The sequence below is a fragment of the Pandoraea sp. SD6-2 genome (genome assembly GCF_000389825.1).
In the GTDB taxonomy this organism is placed as follows: domain Bacteria; phylum Pseudomonadota; class Gammaproteobacteria; order Burkholderiales; family Burkholderiaceae; genus Pandoraea; species Pandoraea communis.
Genome location: NZ_KB944426.1, coordinates 258,960 through 273,030, shown reverse-complemented (window position 1 = coordinate 273,030; position 14,071 = coordinate 258,960). Strand labels below are relative to the sequence as shown.

Here is a 14,071-nt window from a genome sequence, read left to right as displayed (position 1 = left end):
GGCGTGGTAGGATCGCTCGTGTCCACGTGATTCGGTTCGTGGCGTCGATCCAATCCGGTCCCGTCTCGAGATGGGGACTTCAGGAGGCCAGTATGTCTGCAGAGCAAAAGACGTTACATCGCGGGTTCACCATCATCACCGTTCTCGAACGCCTATCGAAGGGTCGTGCACGGTTGTCGGCCAAGGTGCTCGCCAGCGACGAAGATCACAAGCGACGCCTCGGCGGAAAAAAGCTCCTGCAAGCCAAGCGCTGGTTCGATCACTTTGCGGATGATCTGGCAGCGCCGGTCATCGCCGGACTCAAGCACACCATCGATCTGGAGTTGGCCGCCGCCGCGAAGACCGCATCGAAGACCCCTGCTAAGCCGGCAGCTCCCAAGGCTTCCAAAGCCGCCAAGCCGGCTAAACCTGCGAAGGCCGTGAAGGCCGCCAAGCCGAAAAAAGCGGCGAAGGCGGACAAGCCTAATAAGGTGGTGAAGCCGGGCAAGACGTCCAAAGTTGTCGCTGCGACGAAGTTGGTGCAAGGGCCGAGAGTGGGCAATGGTTCGCCCGCCGCCGTAGGTGCAGCCAATGGCGCGGCACCGGCAAAGTCGGCGAGAACGGCCAAACCGGTCGCGACCGGCAGTGTCGCGAAGACGCGTAAGCGCACTGCGTCGTCGGCGCCCGTCGGAACATCGGCACCCAAGCCGCTCAAGACGGCGCCGGGTCGTAGCACGACATAGCGTCTTACGAGGGCGAGCGGCGCATATCGGGAACGATTGCCGCATTCATGTGCGGACTTCGTCGCGGACGTGTCAAAATGCGCCCGCTTTGCGATCACCAGCGGTGCTTTTTCCTTCGCAGGAAAGCACCGCTAGTCATTTAATAAGCACTCCATTGCATATGCAGTGGAAGCAAGTGCTACCTGCTGAGCGGTTTGGCCTTCATCGACAGCGATGGCAGCGTGGGTGGTACAACGGCGCTCCCGGGCATCACCAAGAGCACGAAGCCGCGTTGTTGGTTCCAGTCAACGCCAAGGGGAGTGCCCTCGTTGAGCAAGCGCACGGAGATGTACCTGACGGGTGTCGACCAGCGCGCAACGGGTGACGCTACCCCATCGTGGCCGCGATGGACGACGGGCACCGGCGCGCCGTCGCAAATCGCCGTCGTCGCTGGCATGCGTCACAAGTTTCAAGGCGGATTTCAGGCCGATTCGCACCGCATTGTCGGCATGACCGGAGGGGAGGCCGAAGTCATTCATCCGGTTGCAAAGGGCTCCGCCGCTTGCCGGCGGGGTCTGTTGTGTATCGGGGAAGGTCAATTCGTGTGCATTTCACTCACTTTATGTGTATAATCACGACCTTGTCCAAAATTTGGGCAAGTGCGGGGGAGTGGTGCTCACTGACGAACGATGAGTATCTGCTTCGCCATCAATCAACCGTTCAGCCAGTCTGGAAGGCGCGATGCGGGTTCGCGGTAGCGAGCGAGGCGTCGAATGCCAATCGGGAGATCGCAGAGGAGGTGAGTCGCGGTCCCGCCGGATGTGGTGTAGTGCAGTCCGTAGCAAGTCCGTTCGTCGCGCCTGGCAGGAGGAGTCTCCGGCAGGGCGGGGAAGGGTATCTTTGCTCGGTAAGTTAAATATCCGGCTCGAATGAGCCGAATCACTATTCGAGATATTGCATGACCAAGATCGTTATCAAAGACGGTGAACCCGTTGAAGTTGCACTGCGTCGTTTCCGTCGCGCTATCGACGGCACGGGCCTGATCAAGGAAGTCAAGGCACGCGCTGCTTACGAAAAGCCGACGGCTGAGCGCAAGCGCAAGAAGGCCGCTGCCGTGGCCCGTCTGCGTAAGCGTCTGCGCAGCCAAACGCTGAAGAAGAAGATGTACTAAGCACGTCGTTGCGCCGATGGCGCAGTGAAGTGTGAAGTCAAGAACCCGCCGCGAGGCGGGTTTTTTTATGGACGGAAGCGGCGTATCGATTTGCTACACTCGTGGCCGTCGCTGCCACGCCGCGATCCTTTTATCCCCTGACTCCCCACGATTCCGATATGAAAACGTTGACTTTCGCCGCACTCGACGTGCTGACGCAACAAGCCGAGCAGTCGCCGCGTGCGCGCATGAACCAGAACCTGCACGAGTCGCTGGAAGATCCGATTCAGCGTCTGGCCATCGCGATGGAGCCGGCAACGTACATTCGCCCGCATCTGCATCGCCAGACGTGGGAGTTGCTCACGGCCCTGCGCGGCCGTTTTATTGTGCTGACGTTCGACGAGGCGGGTATCGTCACTGACCGCAAGGTGCTCGGAGAGGGCACGAGCGTAACGGAGATGCCGCAGGGCACCCATCACACCGTGCTGTCGCTGGATGCGGGGGCGGTGATTTTCGAAGTGAAGCATGGCCCGTACCGACCGTTCGTCGAGTCCGATTACGCGAGTTGGTCGGCACCGGCAGACACCCCCGAAGCCGCAGCGTTCATGGCGTGGGTCAAGACGGCACAAGTGGGTGAGCGCTGGACAGCCTGATGCCCGATAGCGCCTCTACGGCGCGCAATTCGATGGCGCCGTTGAGGCGTCAGCGCGTCCAGCCTTGAAGCTCGATGGCCGTGGCGAGCAGCGCTGTGGCCGCCTAGTCGATCGCACTACACCAGTCGATCCAGTCGACGGCTTCGGGTGGGATAGCGTTTGACTTGCTGTTGCCGCTGCGACCCCGAAGGCATAGGCCCACTTTGCCGATTTGACACAAACGTGTCACAGGGAACGCTGAAAGCCTTATCTGGCTGGTCCCCCCGACAGGAATCGAACCTGTATCTAGCGCTTAGGAGGCACTCGTTCTATCCATTGAACTACAGGGAGAGACTGGATTCTATCCAGTAGCGCGACGTCCTTTGAAATCAAGGGCATCGCCTTATTCTACGGGGACTTCCGGCTGATTGTGATACCCCTAACGTATCACGCCAGATCACCCCGCAACCTTCGGTTTCACGTCGTCCTTGCTGCAGATTCGCTACTGCAAGGAGGCGACGATGACATCGATCTTACAGATAGGAACGCGTTGGCGCTCAGATACGACGCGAGGGCAAGAGTATAGCAAAAACGTTGCGCACGAAGGCACAGACGGTAGCCTGGAGGCGCGAAATGGATAAGGTTATTGATGACGGCCGAAGCCATCAATGCCGCGTCGCTGGCGTACCGTTTTTGGTCAAGGATATTGCAGTTGCCATGAGCGGTAAGCGGCTGGAGCTAGGAAGCCGGCTCTCCAGCGGCGTCGTCGCCCCGGCCGATTCGTGGCCCATGTCGCGGTTCCGCGCAGCCGACGCCGTCCCGCTCGCGCATGCCACCTATGCCGCCGGATCGATCCGGGTGCCAGCAAGCTACAACGGCTTGTTCGGACTCAATCCGACTCGCAGGGCAGCTTGAACGCGCACGGCCGTGAATCAATCGGTAACCCGCAGTTTTGGGCGGGACACCGCACCTCTTGGCGGAAACCGGCATTGGATACCGTTTGGTGGGTGTGACGTGAACCATAGTCGGCGTGAAAGTGCAATTTCTACGTTTTTTTTGAGTCAATCACCATCTTGGGCAGGCATCCGGCACCGCCAATTTTGATTGGTTTTTTACGGGGTGCGCTCGTGCGTTTACGCCATCCTTGCACTGTCCTTGCTTCAATGAAGTTGAAAACTAAGTGGTGTGTAACCGGAGGTCGATTGTGCTAAGACTGCTTATTCCTGTGCTCGGAACTCAAGGCGCAACGGAGGCCGCACGTCACGGTGCATTCATGTTCACCGAGAGATGTGTGTCCGACGTTGAGATTATCGAAGTGCTTGATGATGTGACCCATAGCCGTGCTGTTGCGTTTCATTCGTTGGGCGCATTGCATCGACGAGAAAAGCAAGCGGCACGCGATGCGCTAATGCAAACTCGGGCGATTCTCGATGATGCAGGCGTCCCATATACGTGGAAGCGCGTGTTCGGGCCAGCCGAGCGAACCATCGCCCAATATGCTGCGCAGGTGCATGCAGATATCGTGGTGCTTGACGCAAGTCATCTCGGTTTCTTTCATCGGTGGGCAGTCCTCGCCAGGCTCTGGCGCTTTACTTCAACTCCAGTAACGATGCTTCACTAACGTGTGAGGTCAATAGCTGACACCGCCGCCGATAGGTGCATAAACGAGATTCTGGAAACTCGAACCACGAGCAAGGCACCGGGACGGGCTCGTCTTTGCCAGGATTGCTCAATCCGCGCGTAGGTTAGATCCCTTCCGGCAATATGCGCGCGGTAGCTTTTTCACATGACCTTCTCACACTCGAGGCGGATCGCAGCCTCTCGCCACCATCGCTTTAGGCTTCGGTCACGTAAAGCAGATCGTATTCGCTCCGCGTCCGCTTGATTCTCGCGAAGCCGAGTTCGCCCAAATGCATGCCCGCGATCAGAAGTCCCTCCGAACTGACCATGTCCAGAAGCCTCGATCGTGTGGTGGCTGCCCGTGTGGGGTCTTGATCGAATGCAATCGATACGTCAGGGCGTTCAATCTGGATGTGAGGAAAATGCACGACATCCCCCCAAACCAGCAAGCTTTGGTCCCGGGATTCGACGAGGTATCCCGTGTGTCCATCGGTGTGCCCCGGCAATGACATCGCGCGGATGCCGGGAAGCACCTCCCCATCATCGAAAGTCCGCAGCCTGTCGCCGTAGCCATCGAACACCTGACGGGCTATCCGGAAGTTGCCGCGTGCCCGCTCGCTCGCACGACTGAGATTTCCCTCATCCTGCCAAAATCCGACCTCACGCCGATGAGCGACCAGCTCCGCGTTCGGGAAGGCAATCTGTCCGGCGGCATTCACGAGTCCCCCGACATGGTCGGGATGAGCATGTGTGAGCAGGATAGTGTCGACCGAGGATGGTTCGATACCGGCGAGCAGCAGATTGTCTTTCAGACGGCCGCCCCATTGTTTGATACCGCCAGCCCCCCCATCGATGAGGATGGTGCGGCCCGCGCCGCGTACCACATAGCAGTTGATATGCACGGCGTCGGGCACCGTCTGCCCGGCATCACGTTGCATTCTGGACGCTTCGGACGCCTCGATATTCGAGAGGAAGTCGAGGCTGGCGGTGAGGTAGCCATCGCTGATCGCGGTAACGGTGAAATCGCCAACTTGCTGGCTCGGAAAGGCAGAAACGGACACAACAATTCTCCTGATCGACTAATTTCGGGCGTGGATGCTCGGCGCCGCATAGCCAAAACAACGAATGCGTGCCGTGAGACCTGTGCGGCGGGCAATGGCGCTTTCCAAGCCTTCCATGAACTGATTCATTACCGCGGGCGTGCGAAACGTCTCGAGGCGATACTGGATTTCCGCAAAGACGGGATGGCCGTGTCCATGCCGAACATCCAGATAGATGACGTGAACGTTTTCGAGTTTGGCCTCGAGGACGTTCGTGCAAAGCTCGACACAGTCGCGGGAAAGCCCGGCAAGGCTCTCCCCGGAAGGCATGCTGCCCGCCTCGATATGGAATGTGACATTCGGCATTGCAGACCTATTTCGTCGACGCTGTCGAAAGAGCGCGGGGGCTTGTCAGTTGCTCTGTCATCGGTGCGTATAGATGAAGGCCATCGGCGATGCTCTCGACAAGCGGAGCGTTTGCCCGCGAAAGAACGGCGAGCCAGCGGTGCTCCGGAAACTTCTCCAACGCAACGGCGTGCATGGCCAGCGGCGCGAGGCCCATTCGAATCAGAGGATCGGGGCCACTTGAACAAAGCACGAGGATTTCATCGGCACCGACCGCAGGCGCAAGACCGATATCGCTATACAGATTTCGGTGCCAGTCGGTGATGTGTTGCTGCCACCTCGCAAAATTGCCACCACCTTTCTGACGATATTCCTCTCCCGTCAGCACTTCCATGCCGTCAATCGTGTGGATGGCGAGATAGACGGGGCAACCGTCGCTCATCGACCGGAAGCGTTGCGATGTGTGAAAGCCGGTGACCGAGATCAGGGCGGGCAGCTTTTCAAGGCTGTAGAAGTCGTTCCATTCGGCTTCGCTGTGGGCGTCGGCGAAGCTGCATTCCACGGTGTAGATCATCAGATTGTCCTCTGTGCCGGATGAGCACCTTGCTGCGAAAAATGCATCATCAGTGCGGTAACGTAATGGTAGTCTGGTGTTTTCAGTGTTTATAGCGAATTAAAGTCAGCCTTCAGTGATGTTTGCTCAAGCTGACTCGAGCGCGTTTGAATCGACGAGACCCCCATGCCACGTAAAATTCCCAGCAACTCAGCGCTTCTGGCATTCGAAGCGGCGGCTCGACACGGCAGCTTCGCCCGCGCCGCCGAGGAGTTGGCACGCACCGAGGGCGCAGTCAGTCGTCAGATTGGCCGGTTGGAGGCGTTCTTGGGGGTTGCGCTGTTCGAGCGAGTGGGAAATCGGGTGCGTCTCGCACCTCACGGCACGCGGTACGCGGTACAGGTTCGGGAGATTCTGGACCGGCTGGAGCGGGACAGCCTGTATCTGATGGGACAACCCATCGAGGGGGCGAGCATCGATATTGCCGCCAGTCCCACCTTCGCTACCCGTTGGCTCATTCCCCGGCTGAAGCGCTTTCAGCGCGAGTATCCGAACATTACCGTGCATATCGCGGAACGTATGGACCCCTTCCTTCTCGCGGGGAGCGGTTTCGACGCGGCCATCCATTTTGAACATCCCGCATGGGCGGGGATGCATCTGCATCGCCTGCTGGAAGAGATTCTTGTGCCGGTTTGTAGCCCGGCGCTCCTTGCCGATGCCGGTGCAAACACATCGCTCGATGCGTTGCCACTGCTTCACAGAAGGCAGAATCCGGATGCCTGGCAGAGGTATGCGCAAGCGTCAGGCATCGTGCTTACCAACCCGGCGGTGGGCGCGCGTTACGATCTCCACGTCATGCTGATAGAAGCCGCACTAGCTGGTTTGGGGGTGGCGTTGGTGCCGCGTCTGTACATCGGCGCCGAGCTTGAGCAAGGCCGATTGGTCGCGCCCTGGCCAGACGGTAAGGTGCTCACCAAGAACTTTTGCCTTGTGCTTCCCGAGCCGATTGAATTGAGTGAGAGGCCGGTTCAGGCATTTTCGAAATGGATTCTGGAAGAGGCTCGCGGCTCGGGAATTTCCCGATAGAACAACTGCGCTCGCCATTTGTTCCATTGACGCTAGAAATCTTCATCGGTGCGCCACCCACGAACTCGTGGCCGCTTCTGAAAACGATTGCGGCGCAGCCTTGAAGCATGCTGCGCCGCAACCTGGAAACCCTTGCGGCGCCTGCGTTTGCGGGCCGCCTTCCGGTAATGCCGAATGCCTTAGGTGTTTTCCCGATAGAACATTTTGTCTGCCGCTTTGTTCTATTGACCGGACATTATGACACTTCCAGAATCGCCGCATGGATACCTCACTACCGCTTCCGAAGTACCACCAGATCTATCTCGTGCTACGCGAGCAGTTGCAGGAGGGACGTTTCGATCGCGACGGCGTGCCGGGCGAACATGTGCTGGCCGATCAGTTCAGCGTGGCGCGTATCACCATTCGCCGTGCGATGGAAATGCTGGTGGCCGACGGTCTCGTCGTGCGTCGCCCGGGACTGGGAACGTGGCCGTTGCATGCCGGGCAACGCACCGGCGGCAAGACGCCGGGCATCTCCCGCGAGAAGGCGCATCTGACCGGCTTGCTCGAGAACATCGTCAACATGGGACTGCGCACGAGCGTTTCGGTGCTCGAATCGAGTGTCGTGGGTGCGAGCGATGCCGTTGCCGACGCGTTGGCGCTGGAACTCGGTGCGCCGGTCTACAAAAGCGTCCGCGTACGCAGCACGCAGGCTGGCCCCTTGTCGTACATCACAACACATGTGCCCCAGGGGATCGCCGAGATCAATCGCGAAGAACTTGAGCGCAAGCCGCTGCTGATGCTGCTCGAAGAAGCCGGTGTCGAACTCGGCGGCGCGACGCAAACCATTTCCGCTCGCCTGGCCGATGCCGTGGTGGCACGCCATCTCGACATCGCCGTCGGCTCTGCGTTGCTGGCGGTCACGCGCCTCGTGCGCGACGTGTCCGAGCGTCCCGTGCAACTGTTGCAAGGCCTGTATCGCCCCGATCGCTACCAGTACCAACTTCAACTCTCTCGTGTCGGCAATATCGACGCGAAGGTCTGGGTCAGCGAAGAACTGTCTGCCCAATTCCACTGATCACGTCCGGAGAATCGTCAATGAGTTCGCGTCGCACGTTCCTGCGTCAGTCCACTGCCATGGCCGCGCTCGCTGCCACTTCCAGCGCACCATGGCTCGCGCACGCCGCCGGCAAGCCGGTCAAGATCGGTGTGCTGCATCCCGTCACGGGAGCGCTGGCCTACTCCGGCCAGCAGTGCCGTCTCGGTGCGCTGCTCGCCATTGACGACATCAATGCCGCAGGCGGCATCAAGTCGCTTGGCGGCGCGCCCATCGAGGCGGTGCTCGGCGACGCGCAGTCGCGCCCGGAGGCCGGGTCGGCGGAAGTCGAGAAGATGAACGAGGCTGGGGTGTCGGCCATCGTCGGTGCTTATGCGTCGGCGATCTGTCTGGCGACGACGCAAACGGCGGCGAAATATGGCCTGCCGCATGTCGTTGACGTGGGTGTGGCCGACCAGATCGTGGAGCGCGGCCTGACGAACACCTTCCGTTTTGGCCCCGGCTACCGCATGTGTTCGCTGCGCGCGGTCGACGATCTCGCCGCACTCAACAACGCCGCCGGGAAGCCGGCCAAGACGGTGATGATCGTGCACGAAGAGTCGCTCTTCGGTACGGGCACGGCCGCGCTGCTGCAAAAGGAACTGCCCGCACGCGGTTTCGAGATCAAGGAAGTGATCAAGCACGCCAACCCGACGCGCGACTTCAATAACATCGTGCTGCGCATGCGCTCGGTGAATCCGGATATTGTGATTCCGGCGAACTACTACAACGAATACGCGCTACTGCTGCGTGCGATGAAGCAGCAGAAGGTGCAGCCCAAGGCGATCTACTCGGTGCTCGGCGGCGCGGCGTCGAGCTACAAGTTCCTCAAGGAGTTTCCGGACATCGCCGACGGCATCATCGACTGCAACCATTGGTTCAATCCGAAAGACCCGCGCGTGGCGACGCTCAAAGCGCGCACGCAAGCCAAGGGAGCGTTCTTCAGCTACGAGGTCTTCATGACCTACACGGCGATGATGCTGCTGGCCGATGCCATCGAGCGCGCCAAATCCGTCGATCGCGCGGCGATTACGGCGGCGCTCGCATCGAGTTCGTTCAAGGACCACATCATGCCCTACGGCCCGACGAAGTTCGTCAACGGGCAGAACACGGGCGCACAGCCGCTGCTCACGCAGGTCTCGCGCGGCGACATCAACGTGATTCTGCCGGACACCTATCGTCAGGTGGCGCCGATCTTCCCGCTCAAGGCCTGATGCGATGTTCGACCCGGTCATTCTCCTGTCGGCCGTGCTCAACGGGCTCACCACGGGGGCGGTGTACGCGCTCATCGCCCTGGGCCTCACGCTCGTGTACGGCGTGCTGCACATCATCAACTTCTCGCACGGCGCGGCGTTGATGATTGCGCTATACGCCGTGTGGCTGCTCAAGGAAAAGCTCGGCATCGATCCGTATGTTGCGCTGCCGTTCGTCACGCTAGGCATGTTTGCGCTCGGCTACGGCTTGCAACGGTGCGTGATCGAGCGTGCCAGCCACGGCAAGGACGAGAACATTCTGCTCGTCACCCTCGGGCTTGCCATCGTGCTGGAGAACCTCGCGCTGGTGTGGTTCAAGTCCGATACGCACACTATCGACACCCCTTACACGCTCGCCACCGTCGACATCGGCCCGGTCATGCTGTCTGTGCCGAAGCTCGTCGCCTTCGGCGGCGCGTTGGCCGCGGCGGCGTTGCTCTTCTGGATCATGCGGGCGACGGATCTCGGCCGTGCGATTCGTGCCGTTGCCAGGGAGAAGCACGGCGCGAAGCTCATGGGGATCGACGTCGAGCGGGTCTACGCGCTGTCGTTCGGCATCGGTATGGCGTGTGTGGGCGCGGCGGCTTGTTTCCTGATGCCGACTTACTACGTCAACCCGCAAGTGGGCAGCGGCTTCGTGCTGGTGGCCTTCACCATCGTGGTGCTCGGCGGCATGGGGAGCTTCGCCGGCGCACTCGCCGGGGGGCTGCTCATCGGTGTGGTCGAGTCGCTGGGCGGGTTATGGCTGGGCGATTCGCTCGGGCAGATGGGCATCTTCGCCATTTTCATCATCGTCGTGCTGCTGCGTCCGCAGGGCTTGTTCGGTGCGCGCGCGTGAGCGGGGAGAGCAAGCGATGAGAGACCTTCGTTGGATCGTGCTGTTCGGTGTCGTGATCGCGGCGCTGCTGGCCACGTTGCAATCGGGCGTGTGGCTGTCGTTCGTGATGATGACGCTCTACACCGTGCTGTTGTCGCAGTCCTGGAACATTCTGGGCGGGTTCGGCGGACAGTTGTCGTTCGGGCATGCGCTCTTCTTCGGCGTAGGCGCCTACGCGCAAGCGATTGCGCAATTGCGATGGGGCTGGAGCCCGTGGCTGGCGATGCCGTTCGCCATCGCGATGGGGACGGTGGTCGCCGTCGCCATCGGCGCGATCACGTTCCGCTACGGCCTCAAGGGGTCGTACTTCGCGCTCGTGACGCTGGCCTTCGCGGAAGTCTTCCGGATTCTCGCGGTGTCGCTGCCGTTCACCGGGGCGGGCGTGGGCCTGATGGTGCCGTTGCATCAGAGCGTCGGGAATCTTCAATTCGCGTCGCCGCGTGGCTATGCGGCGCTTCTGTTTGTCTTCGTGATGGCCGCGCTGCTCGTCACGGCCTGGCTGCGGCATTCGCGTTTCGGCGCGTGGCTGCAGGCCGTGCGCGACAACGAGAACGCAGCGCGTGCGGTCGGCGTGAATCCGCTGCGCGTGAAGCTCGGTGCAATTGCGCTCTCTGGCGTATTCATGAGCGCGGCGGGCATGTGCTACGTGCAGATGTTCCAGTACATCGACGCGGGCATTGCCTTCGGCTCGACGATCTCGGTCGAGGCACTTGTCGGCGTGATCGTGGGCGGTTTGGGCACGCTCTGGGGGCCCGTGCTGGGCGCTGCGGTGCTGTATGCGCTGGGCGAGTTCACGCGAAATCTGTTCGGCGAGTTGCCGGGGCTGTCGATGGTGATCTATGGCGTGGTGCTGATTGCGATCGTGATGTTCCTGCCGCGCGGCATTACCGGCGCGGGGGCATCGGTGCGCCGGGTGCTGGGAATGGACAAGAAGACGGTTGCCGCGCCTGATGCGCAAGCGGCCGCCACGCATGAGGAGAATGCCCGTGTCTGAGGCGCTGTTGAAGGCCGATGGCCTGTCCATTACGTTCGGCGGCCTCAAGGCCGTTCAGGACGTGAGTCTCGTCGTCAAACCGGGCACGCTCACGGCACTCGTCGGCCCGAACGGTGCGGGGAAAACGACGCTGTTCGGTCTGCTCTCCGGATTCCTGACGCCAACGGCGGGCCGCGTCGAGTTTCAGGGACGCGACATTACGGGACAAGCCCCGTTTGAAACTGCGCGCCAGGGGCTCACGCGTACCTTCCAGATCGTGCAGCCGTTCGGTGCGCAGACGGTGCGCGAGAACATTGCCGTGGGCGCGCATCTGCATCGACGCGAGCGCAGCGCAGCGCTGCGCGAGGCTGAGGAAATCGCACTTCGCACGAACCTGCAGGCGCAGTTGGACAAGCCTGCCGCCGACCTGACCGTCTGCGGTCGCAAGCGGCTCGAACTGGCTCGTGCGCTGGCAACGCGCCCGCGTCTGTTGCTGCTCGACGAGGTGCTCGCGGGCCTTAACCCGAGCGAGATCGACGAGATGATTCCCGTGGTGCGCGAAATCGCCGAGAGCGGGGTGACCGTGCTGATGATCGAGCATGTGATGCGCGCGGTCATGAGTCTTGCGGAGCATGTGTGGGTACTCGCGCAGGGCAAGCTGATTGCCGCCGGTACGCCGCGCGAAGTCACGTCCGATGCCACCGTAATCGAAGCCTATCTGGGACACGGCGCAGCGGCGCGGCTCGCTGCGCAGTCGGGCGGTGCGCAATGAGCCATTTGTTGGAAGTGGAAGGCTTGCGCACCGGCTATGGCCGCGTCGAAGTGCTGCGCGGCGTCGATCTGAGCGTGGGCGCGGGCGAGATCGTGGTGCTGCTCGGCAGCAACGGCGCGGGCAAATCCACGCTGAACAATACGCTCTCGGGCATTAACCCCGTGTGGGCCGGACGAGTGCGGTTCGACGGGCACGACCTCACCGGGCGTCATTACCGCGACGTAGTGAAAGCCGGGCTGATACAGGTGCCGGAAGGCCGCCGCATCTTCCCCAACCTGAGCGTGCGCGAAAACCTGATGCTGGGGGCGTTCGCCCGTGGCCGCGCGTCGCGCGAGCAAAGTCTGGAGCGCATGCTCGATCTGTTTCCGCGCCTTCGAGAGCGCATTGCCCAGCCCGCCGGCACGATGTCCGGCGGCGAGCAGCAGATGCTGGCCATCGGCCGCGGCCTGATGGCCGAGCCGCGGCTGCTCATTCTCGACGAACCATCGCTGGGCCTCTCGCCCCTGATGGTCGAAGAACTCTTCACGCTGATCGCCCGCTTGCAACACGATGGCCTGTCGATCCTGCTGGTCGAACAGAACGTGGGGCAGTCGCTGGAAACGGGCCAGCGCGGCTATGTGCTGGAGAACGGCGCGATCCGTCACAGCGGCACGTGCGCCGAGTTGCTGGCAAGCAGTGACCTGCGCCGCGCCTATCTCGGAATGTGAGGGAATGACCGTGACTCAAACGCTGACGCAAAAACTGCTGGCGGCCGCCTGTGGCCGCGACGAAGTCGCCGTGGGCGAGATCGTCACTTGTCGCGTCGATCTCGCGATGTTTCACGATTCCAGCGGCCCGCGCCGTCTGCAACCGATGCTCGAATCGCTGGGCGCACAGTTGTGGGACAAATCGAAAGTGGTACTCGTCATCGATCACTACGTGCCGGAATTCGACGACGAATCGCGGCGCATCGTGCGCATCGCCCGCGACTGGGCGAGCGCGCAGGCGCTGCCCAACGTCTACGACTCGGTTGGCATCTGCCACGTGGTCGTGCCCGAACACGGCCATCTGCGCCCCGGCATGTTCTGCGTGGGCGGCGATTCGCATTCGCCCACCGGCGGGGCGTTCGGCGCTTATATGTTCGGCATTGGCAGTACCGAAATGCTGGGCGTCGCCGTCTCGGGCGAGATCTGGGTCAAAGTGCCGGAAACCCTTCAGATGCGCTGGGACGGACGTCTGGCCGACGGTGTGACCGCCAAGGACATGATGCTGCACATGATCGGCCGCTTTGGCATGAATGGCGGACGTTATCAGGCCATCGAATTCTGTGGCGAGGCCGTGCGTGCGCTGTCGATGCAGGAGCGCATGACGCTCTCGAACATGAGCGCCGAACTTGGCTCGCAGGTTGGGCTGATTGCACCCGATGCGACCACGCTCAACTACTTACGCTCGGCTGGCGTGAGCGCCGCTATCGACGTCGAGCGCTGGCAGTCAGATGAGGGCGCCGCCGCCGAAGTGCATTCGTTCGACGCCAGCGCACTTGCCCCGCAGGTGGCCGCGCCGCACAGCCCTGCCAATACGCGCGGCGTCGGCGAATTCGCCGATGTCGCGGTCGACGTCGCTTATCTGGGCGCCTGCACGGGGGCAAAGCTCGAGGACCTGCGCGCGGCGGCCCGCGTGCTGCGTGGCAAGCGCGTGGCCGACGGCATGCACTTCGTCGTCGCCCCGGCCTCGCAGCGAGATCAGGCGCAGGCGGCTCGTGAGGGCGTGATGGACGTGCTCACGGCTGCCGGTGCGCAGGTGCTTGCCACTACCTGCGGTGCCTGTGCGGGATACGGCGGCTCGATTCCCGAAGGGGCAACCGTCGTGTCGAGTACCGCCCGCAATTTCAAGGGGCGCATGGGGGCGGAGACGGCGCAGGTCTATCTCGGCTCGCCCTATACGGTGGCGGCGGCCGCGCTCACTGGCCGCATCGCCGACCCGCGCGACTTGCTCGCCTGACTTTGTTCGTCACA

17 protein-coding genes and 1 tRNA gene are annotated in these 14,071 nt (G+C 61.7%); 14 read left to right on the top strand and 4 right to left on the bottom strand.

Features of this window, described 5'->3' with window-relative positions:
* Positions 1–92: 92 nt before the first annotated feature.
* From C266_RS26060 to C266_RS05875, 4 genes are all read left to right on the top strand, one after another.
* Complete coding sequence (locus tag C266_RS26060) at positions 93–722, top strand: hypothetical protein (protein WP_010806333.1); 630 nt, start codon at positions 93–95, stop codon at positions 720–722.
* Between the two features lie 308 nt (positions 723–1,030).
* A complete protein-coding gene (locus C266_RS27870) occupies positions 1,031–1,333 on the top strand; it encodes a hypothetical protein (RefSeq protein ID WP_010806332.1) in 303 nt (100 codons plus the stop codon).
* 326 nt (positions 1,334–1,659) lie between these two features.
* On the top strand, positions 1,660–1,872 hold the full coding sequence (gene rpsU / locus C266_RS05880; RefSeq protein WP_010806331.1) for a 30S ribosomal protein S21: 213 nt from the start codon (positions 1,660–1,662) through the stop codon (positions 1,870–1,872).
* Positions 1,873–2,030: 158 nt separating this feature from the next.
* Positions 2,031–2,504 carry a WbuC family cupin fold metalloprotein gene (locus C266_RS05875; RefSeq protein WP_010806330.1) on the top strand — a complete coding sequence of 158 codons (474 nt, stop codon included), beginning with the start codon at positions 2,031–2,033 and terminating at the stop codon, positions 2,502–2,504.
* 255 nt (positions 2,505–2,759) lie between these two features.
* On the opposite strand, the gene C266_RS05870 is transcribed toward C266_RS05875, so the two are convergent.
* Positions 2,760–2,834, bottom strand: a tRNA-Arg gene (locus tag C266_RS05870).
* 282 nt (positions 2,835–3,116) lie between these two features.
* Here C266_RS05870 and C266_RS05860 point away from each other — a divergent pair.
* A complete protein-coding gene (locus tag C266_RS05860) occupies positions 3,117–3,398 on the top strand; it encodes an amidase family protein (RefSeq protein WP_010806329.1) in 282 nt (93 codons plus the stop codon).
* Between the two features lie 265 nt (positions 3,399–3,663).
* On the top strand, positions 3,664–4,104 hold the full coding sequence (locus tag C266_RS26630; protein ID WP_306439158.1) for a universal stress protein: 441 nt from the start codon (positions 3,664–3,666) through the stop codon (positions 4,102–4,104).
* A 214-nt stretch (positions 4,105–4,318) separates the two neighbouring features.
* On the opposite strand, the gene C266_RS05855 is transcribed toward C266_RS26630, so the two are convergent.
* From C266_RS05855 to C266_RS05845, 3 genes are read right to left on the bottom strand one after another with little or no spacing between them, the layout of a single operon-like run.
* The gene (locus tag C266_RS05855) at positions 4,319–5,164 is read right to left on the bottom strand and encodes an MBL fold metallo-hydrolase (RefSeq protein WP_010806327.1); all 846 of its coding nucleotides are present in this window, start codon (positions 5,162–5,164) and stop codon (positions 4,319–4,321) included.
* Positions 5,165–5,182: 18 nt separating this feature from the next.
* Positions 5,183–5,509 (bottom strand): hypothetical protein, encoded by a 327-nt coding sequence (locus C266_RS05850; RefSeq protein WP_010806326.1) that lies wholly within the window; start codon positions 5,507–5,509, stop codon positions 5,183–5,185.
* Positions 5,510–5,516: 7 nt separating this feature from the next.
* Positions 5,517–6,062 carry a hypothetical protein gene (locus C266_RS05845; protein ID WP_010806325.1) on the bottom strand — a complete coding sequence of 182 codons (546 nt, stop codon included), beginning with the start codon at positions 6,060–6,062 and terminating at the stop codon, positions 5,517–5,519.
* Between the two features lie 165 nt (positions 6,063–6,227).
* Between C266_RS05845 and C266_RS05840 the strand changes: the two genes are divergently transcribed.
* The 8 genes from C266_RS05840 to C266_RS05805 all read left to right on the top strand — a co-directional run bounded on the left by C266_RS05840 (position 6,228) and on the right by C266_RS05805 (position 14,057).
* Positions 6,228–7,127, top strand: a complete 900-nt coding sequence (locus C266_RS05840; protein WP_010806324.1) for a LysR substrate-binding domain-containing protein — start codon at positions 6,228–6,230, stop codon at positions 7,125–7,127.
* A 259-nt stretch (positions 7,128–7,386) separates the two neighbouring features.
* Positions 7,387–8,184, top strand: a complete 798-nt coding sequence (locus C266_RS05835; protein WP_010806323.1) for a GntR family transcriptional regulator — start codon at positions 7,387–7,389, stop codon at positions 8,182–8,184.
* Between the two features lie 20 nt (positions 8,185–8,204).
* The gene (locus C266_RS05830; RefSeq protein WP_010806322.1) at positions 8,205–9,416 is read left to right on the top strand and encodes an ABC transporter substrate-binding protein; all 1,212 of its coding nucleotides are present in this window, start codon (positions 8,205–8,207) and stop codon (positions 9,414–9,416) included.
* A gap of 4 nt (positions 9,417–9,420) precedes the next feature.
* Positions 9,421–10,293 (top strand): branched-chain amino acid ABC transporter permease, encoded by an 873-nt coding sequence (locus C266_RS05825; RefSeq protein WP_010806321.1) that lies wholly within the window; start codon positions 9,421–9,423, stop codon positions 10,291–10,293.
* A 16-nt stretch (positions 10,294–10,309) separates the two neighbouring features.
* Positions 10,310–11,326 carry a branched-chain amino acid ABC transporter permease gene (locus tag C266_RS05820; RefSeq protein WP_010806320.1) on the top strand — a complete coding sequence of 339 codons (1,017 nt, stop codon included), beginning with the start codon at positions 10,310–10,312 and terminating at the stop codon, positions 11,324–11,326.
* Positions 11,319–12,077 (top strand): ABC transporter ATP-binding protein, encoded by a 759-nt coding sequence (locus C266_RS05815; RefSeq protein WP_010806319.1) that lies wholly within the window; start codon positions 11,319–11,321, stop codon positions 12,075–12,077. Before C266_RS05820 ends, C266_RS05815 begins: the two co-directional genes overlap by 8 nt.
* Entirely contained in the window at positions 12,074–12,784 is a 711-nt protein-coding gene (locus tag C266_RS05810) for an ABC transporter ATP-binding protein (protein ID WP_036661642.1), read from the top strand. Before C266_RS05815 ends, C266_RS05810 begins: the two co-directional genes overlap by 4 nt.
* Before the next feature lie 4 nt (positions 12,785–12,788).
* On the top strand, positions 12,789–14,057 hold the full coding sequence (locus C266_RS05805) for a 3-isopropylmalate dehydratase large subunit (protein ID WP_010806317.1): 1,269 nt from the start codon (positions 12,789–12,791) through the stop codon (positions 14,055–14,057).
* Positions 14,058–14,071 lie beyond the last annotated feature (14 nt).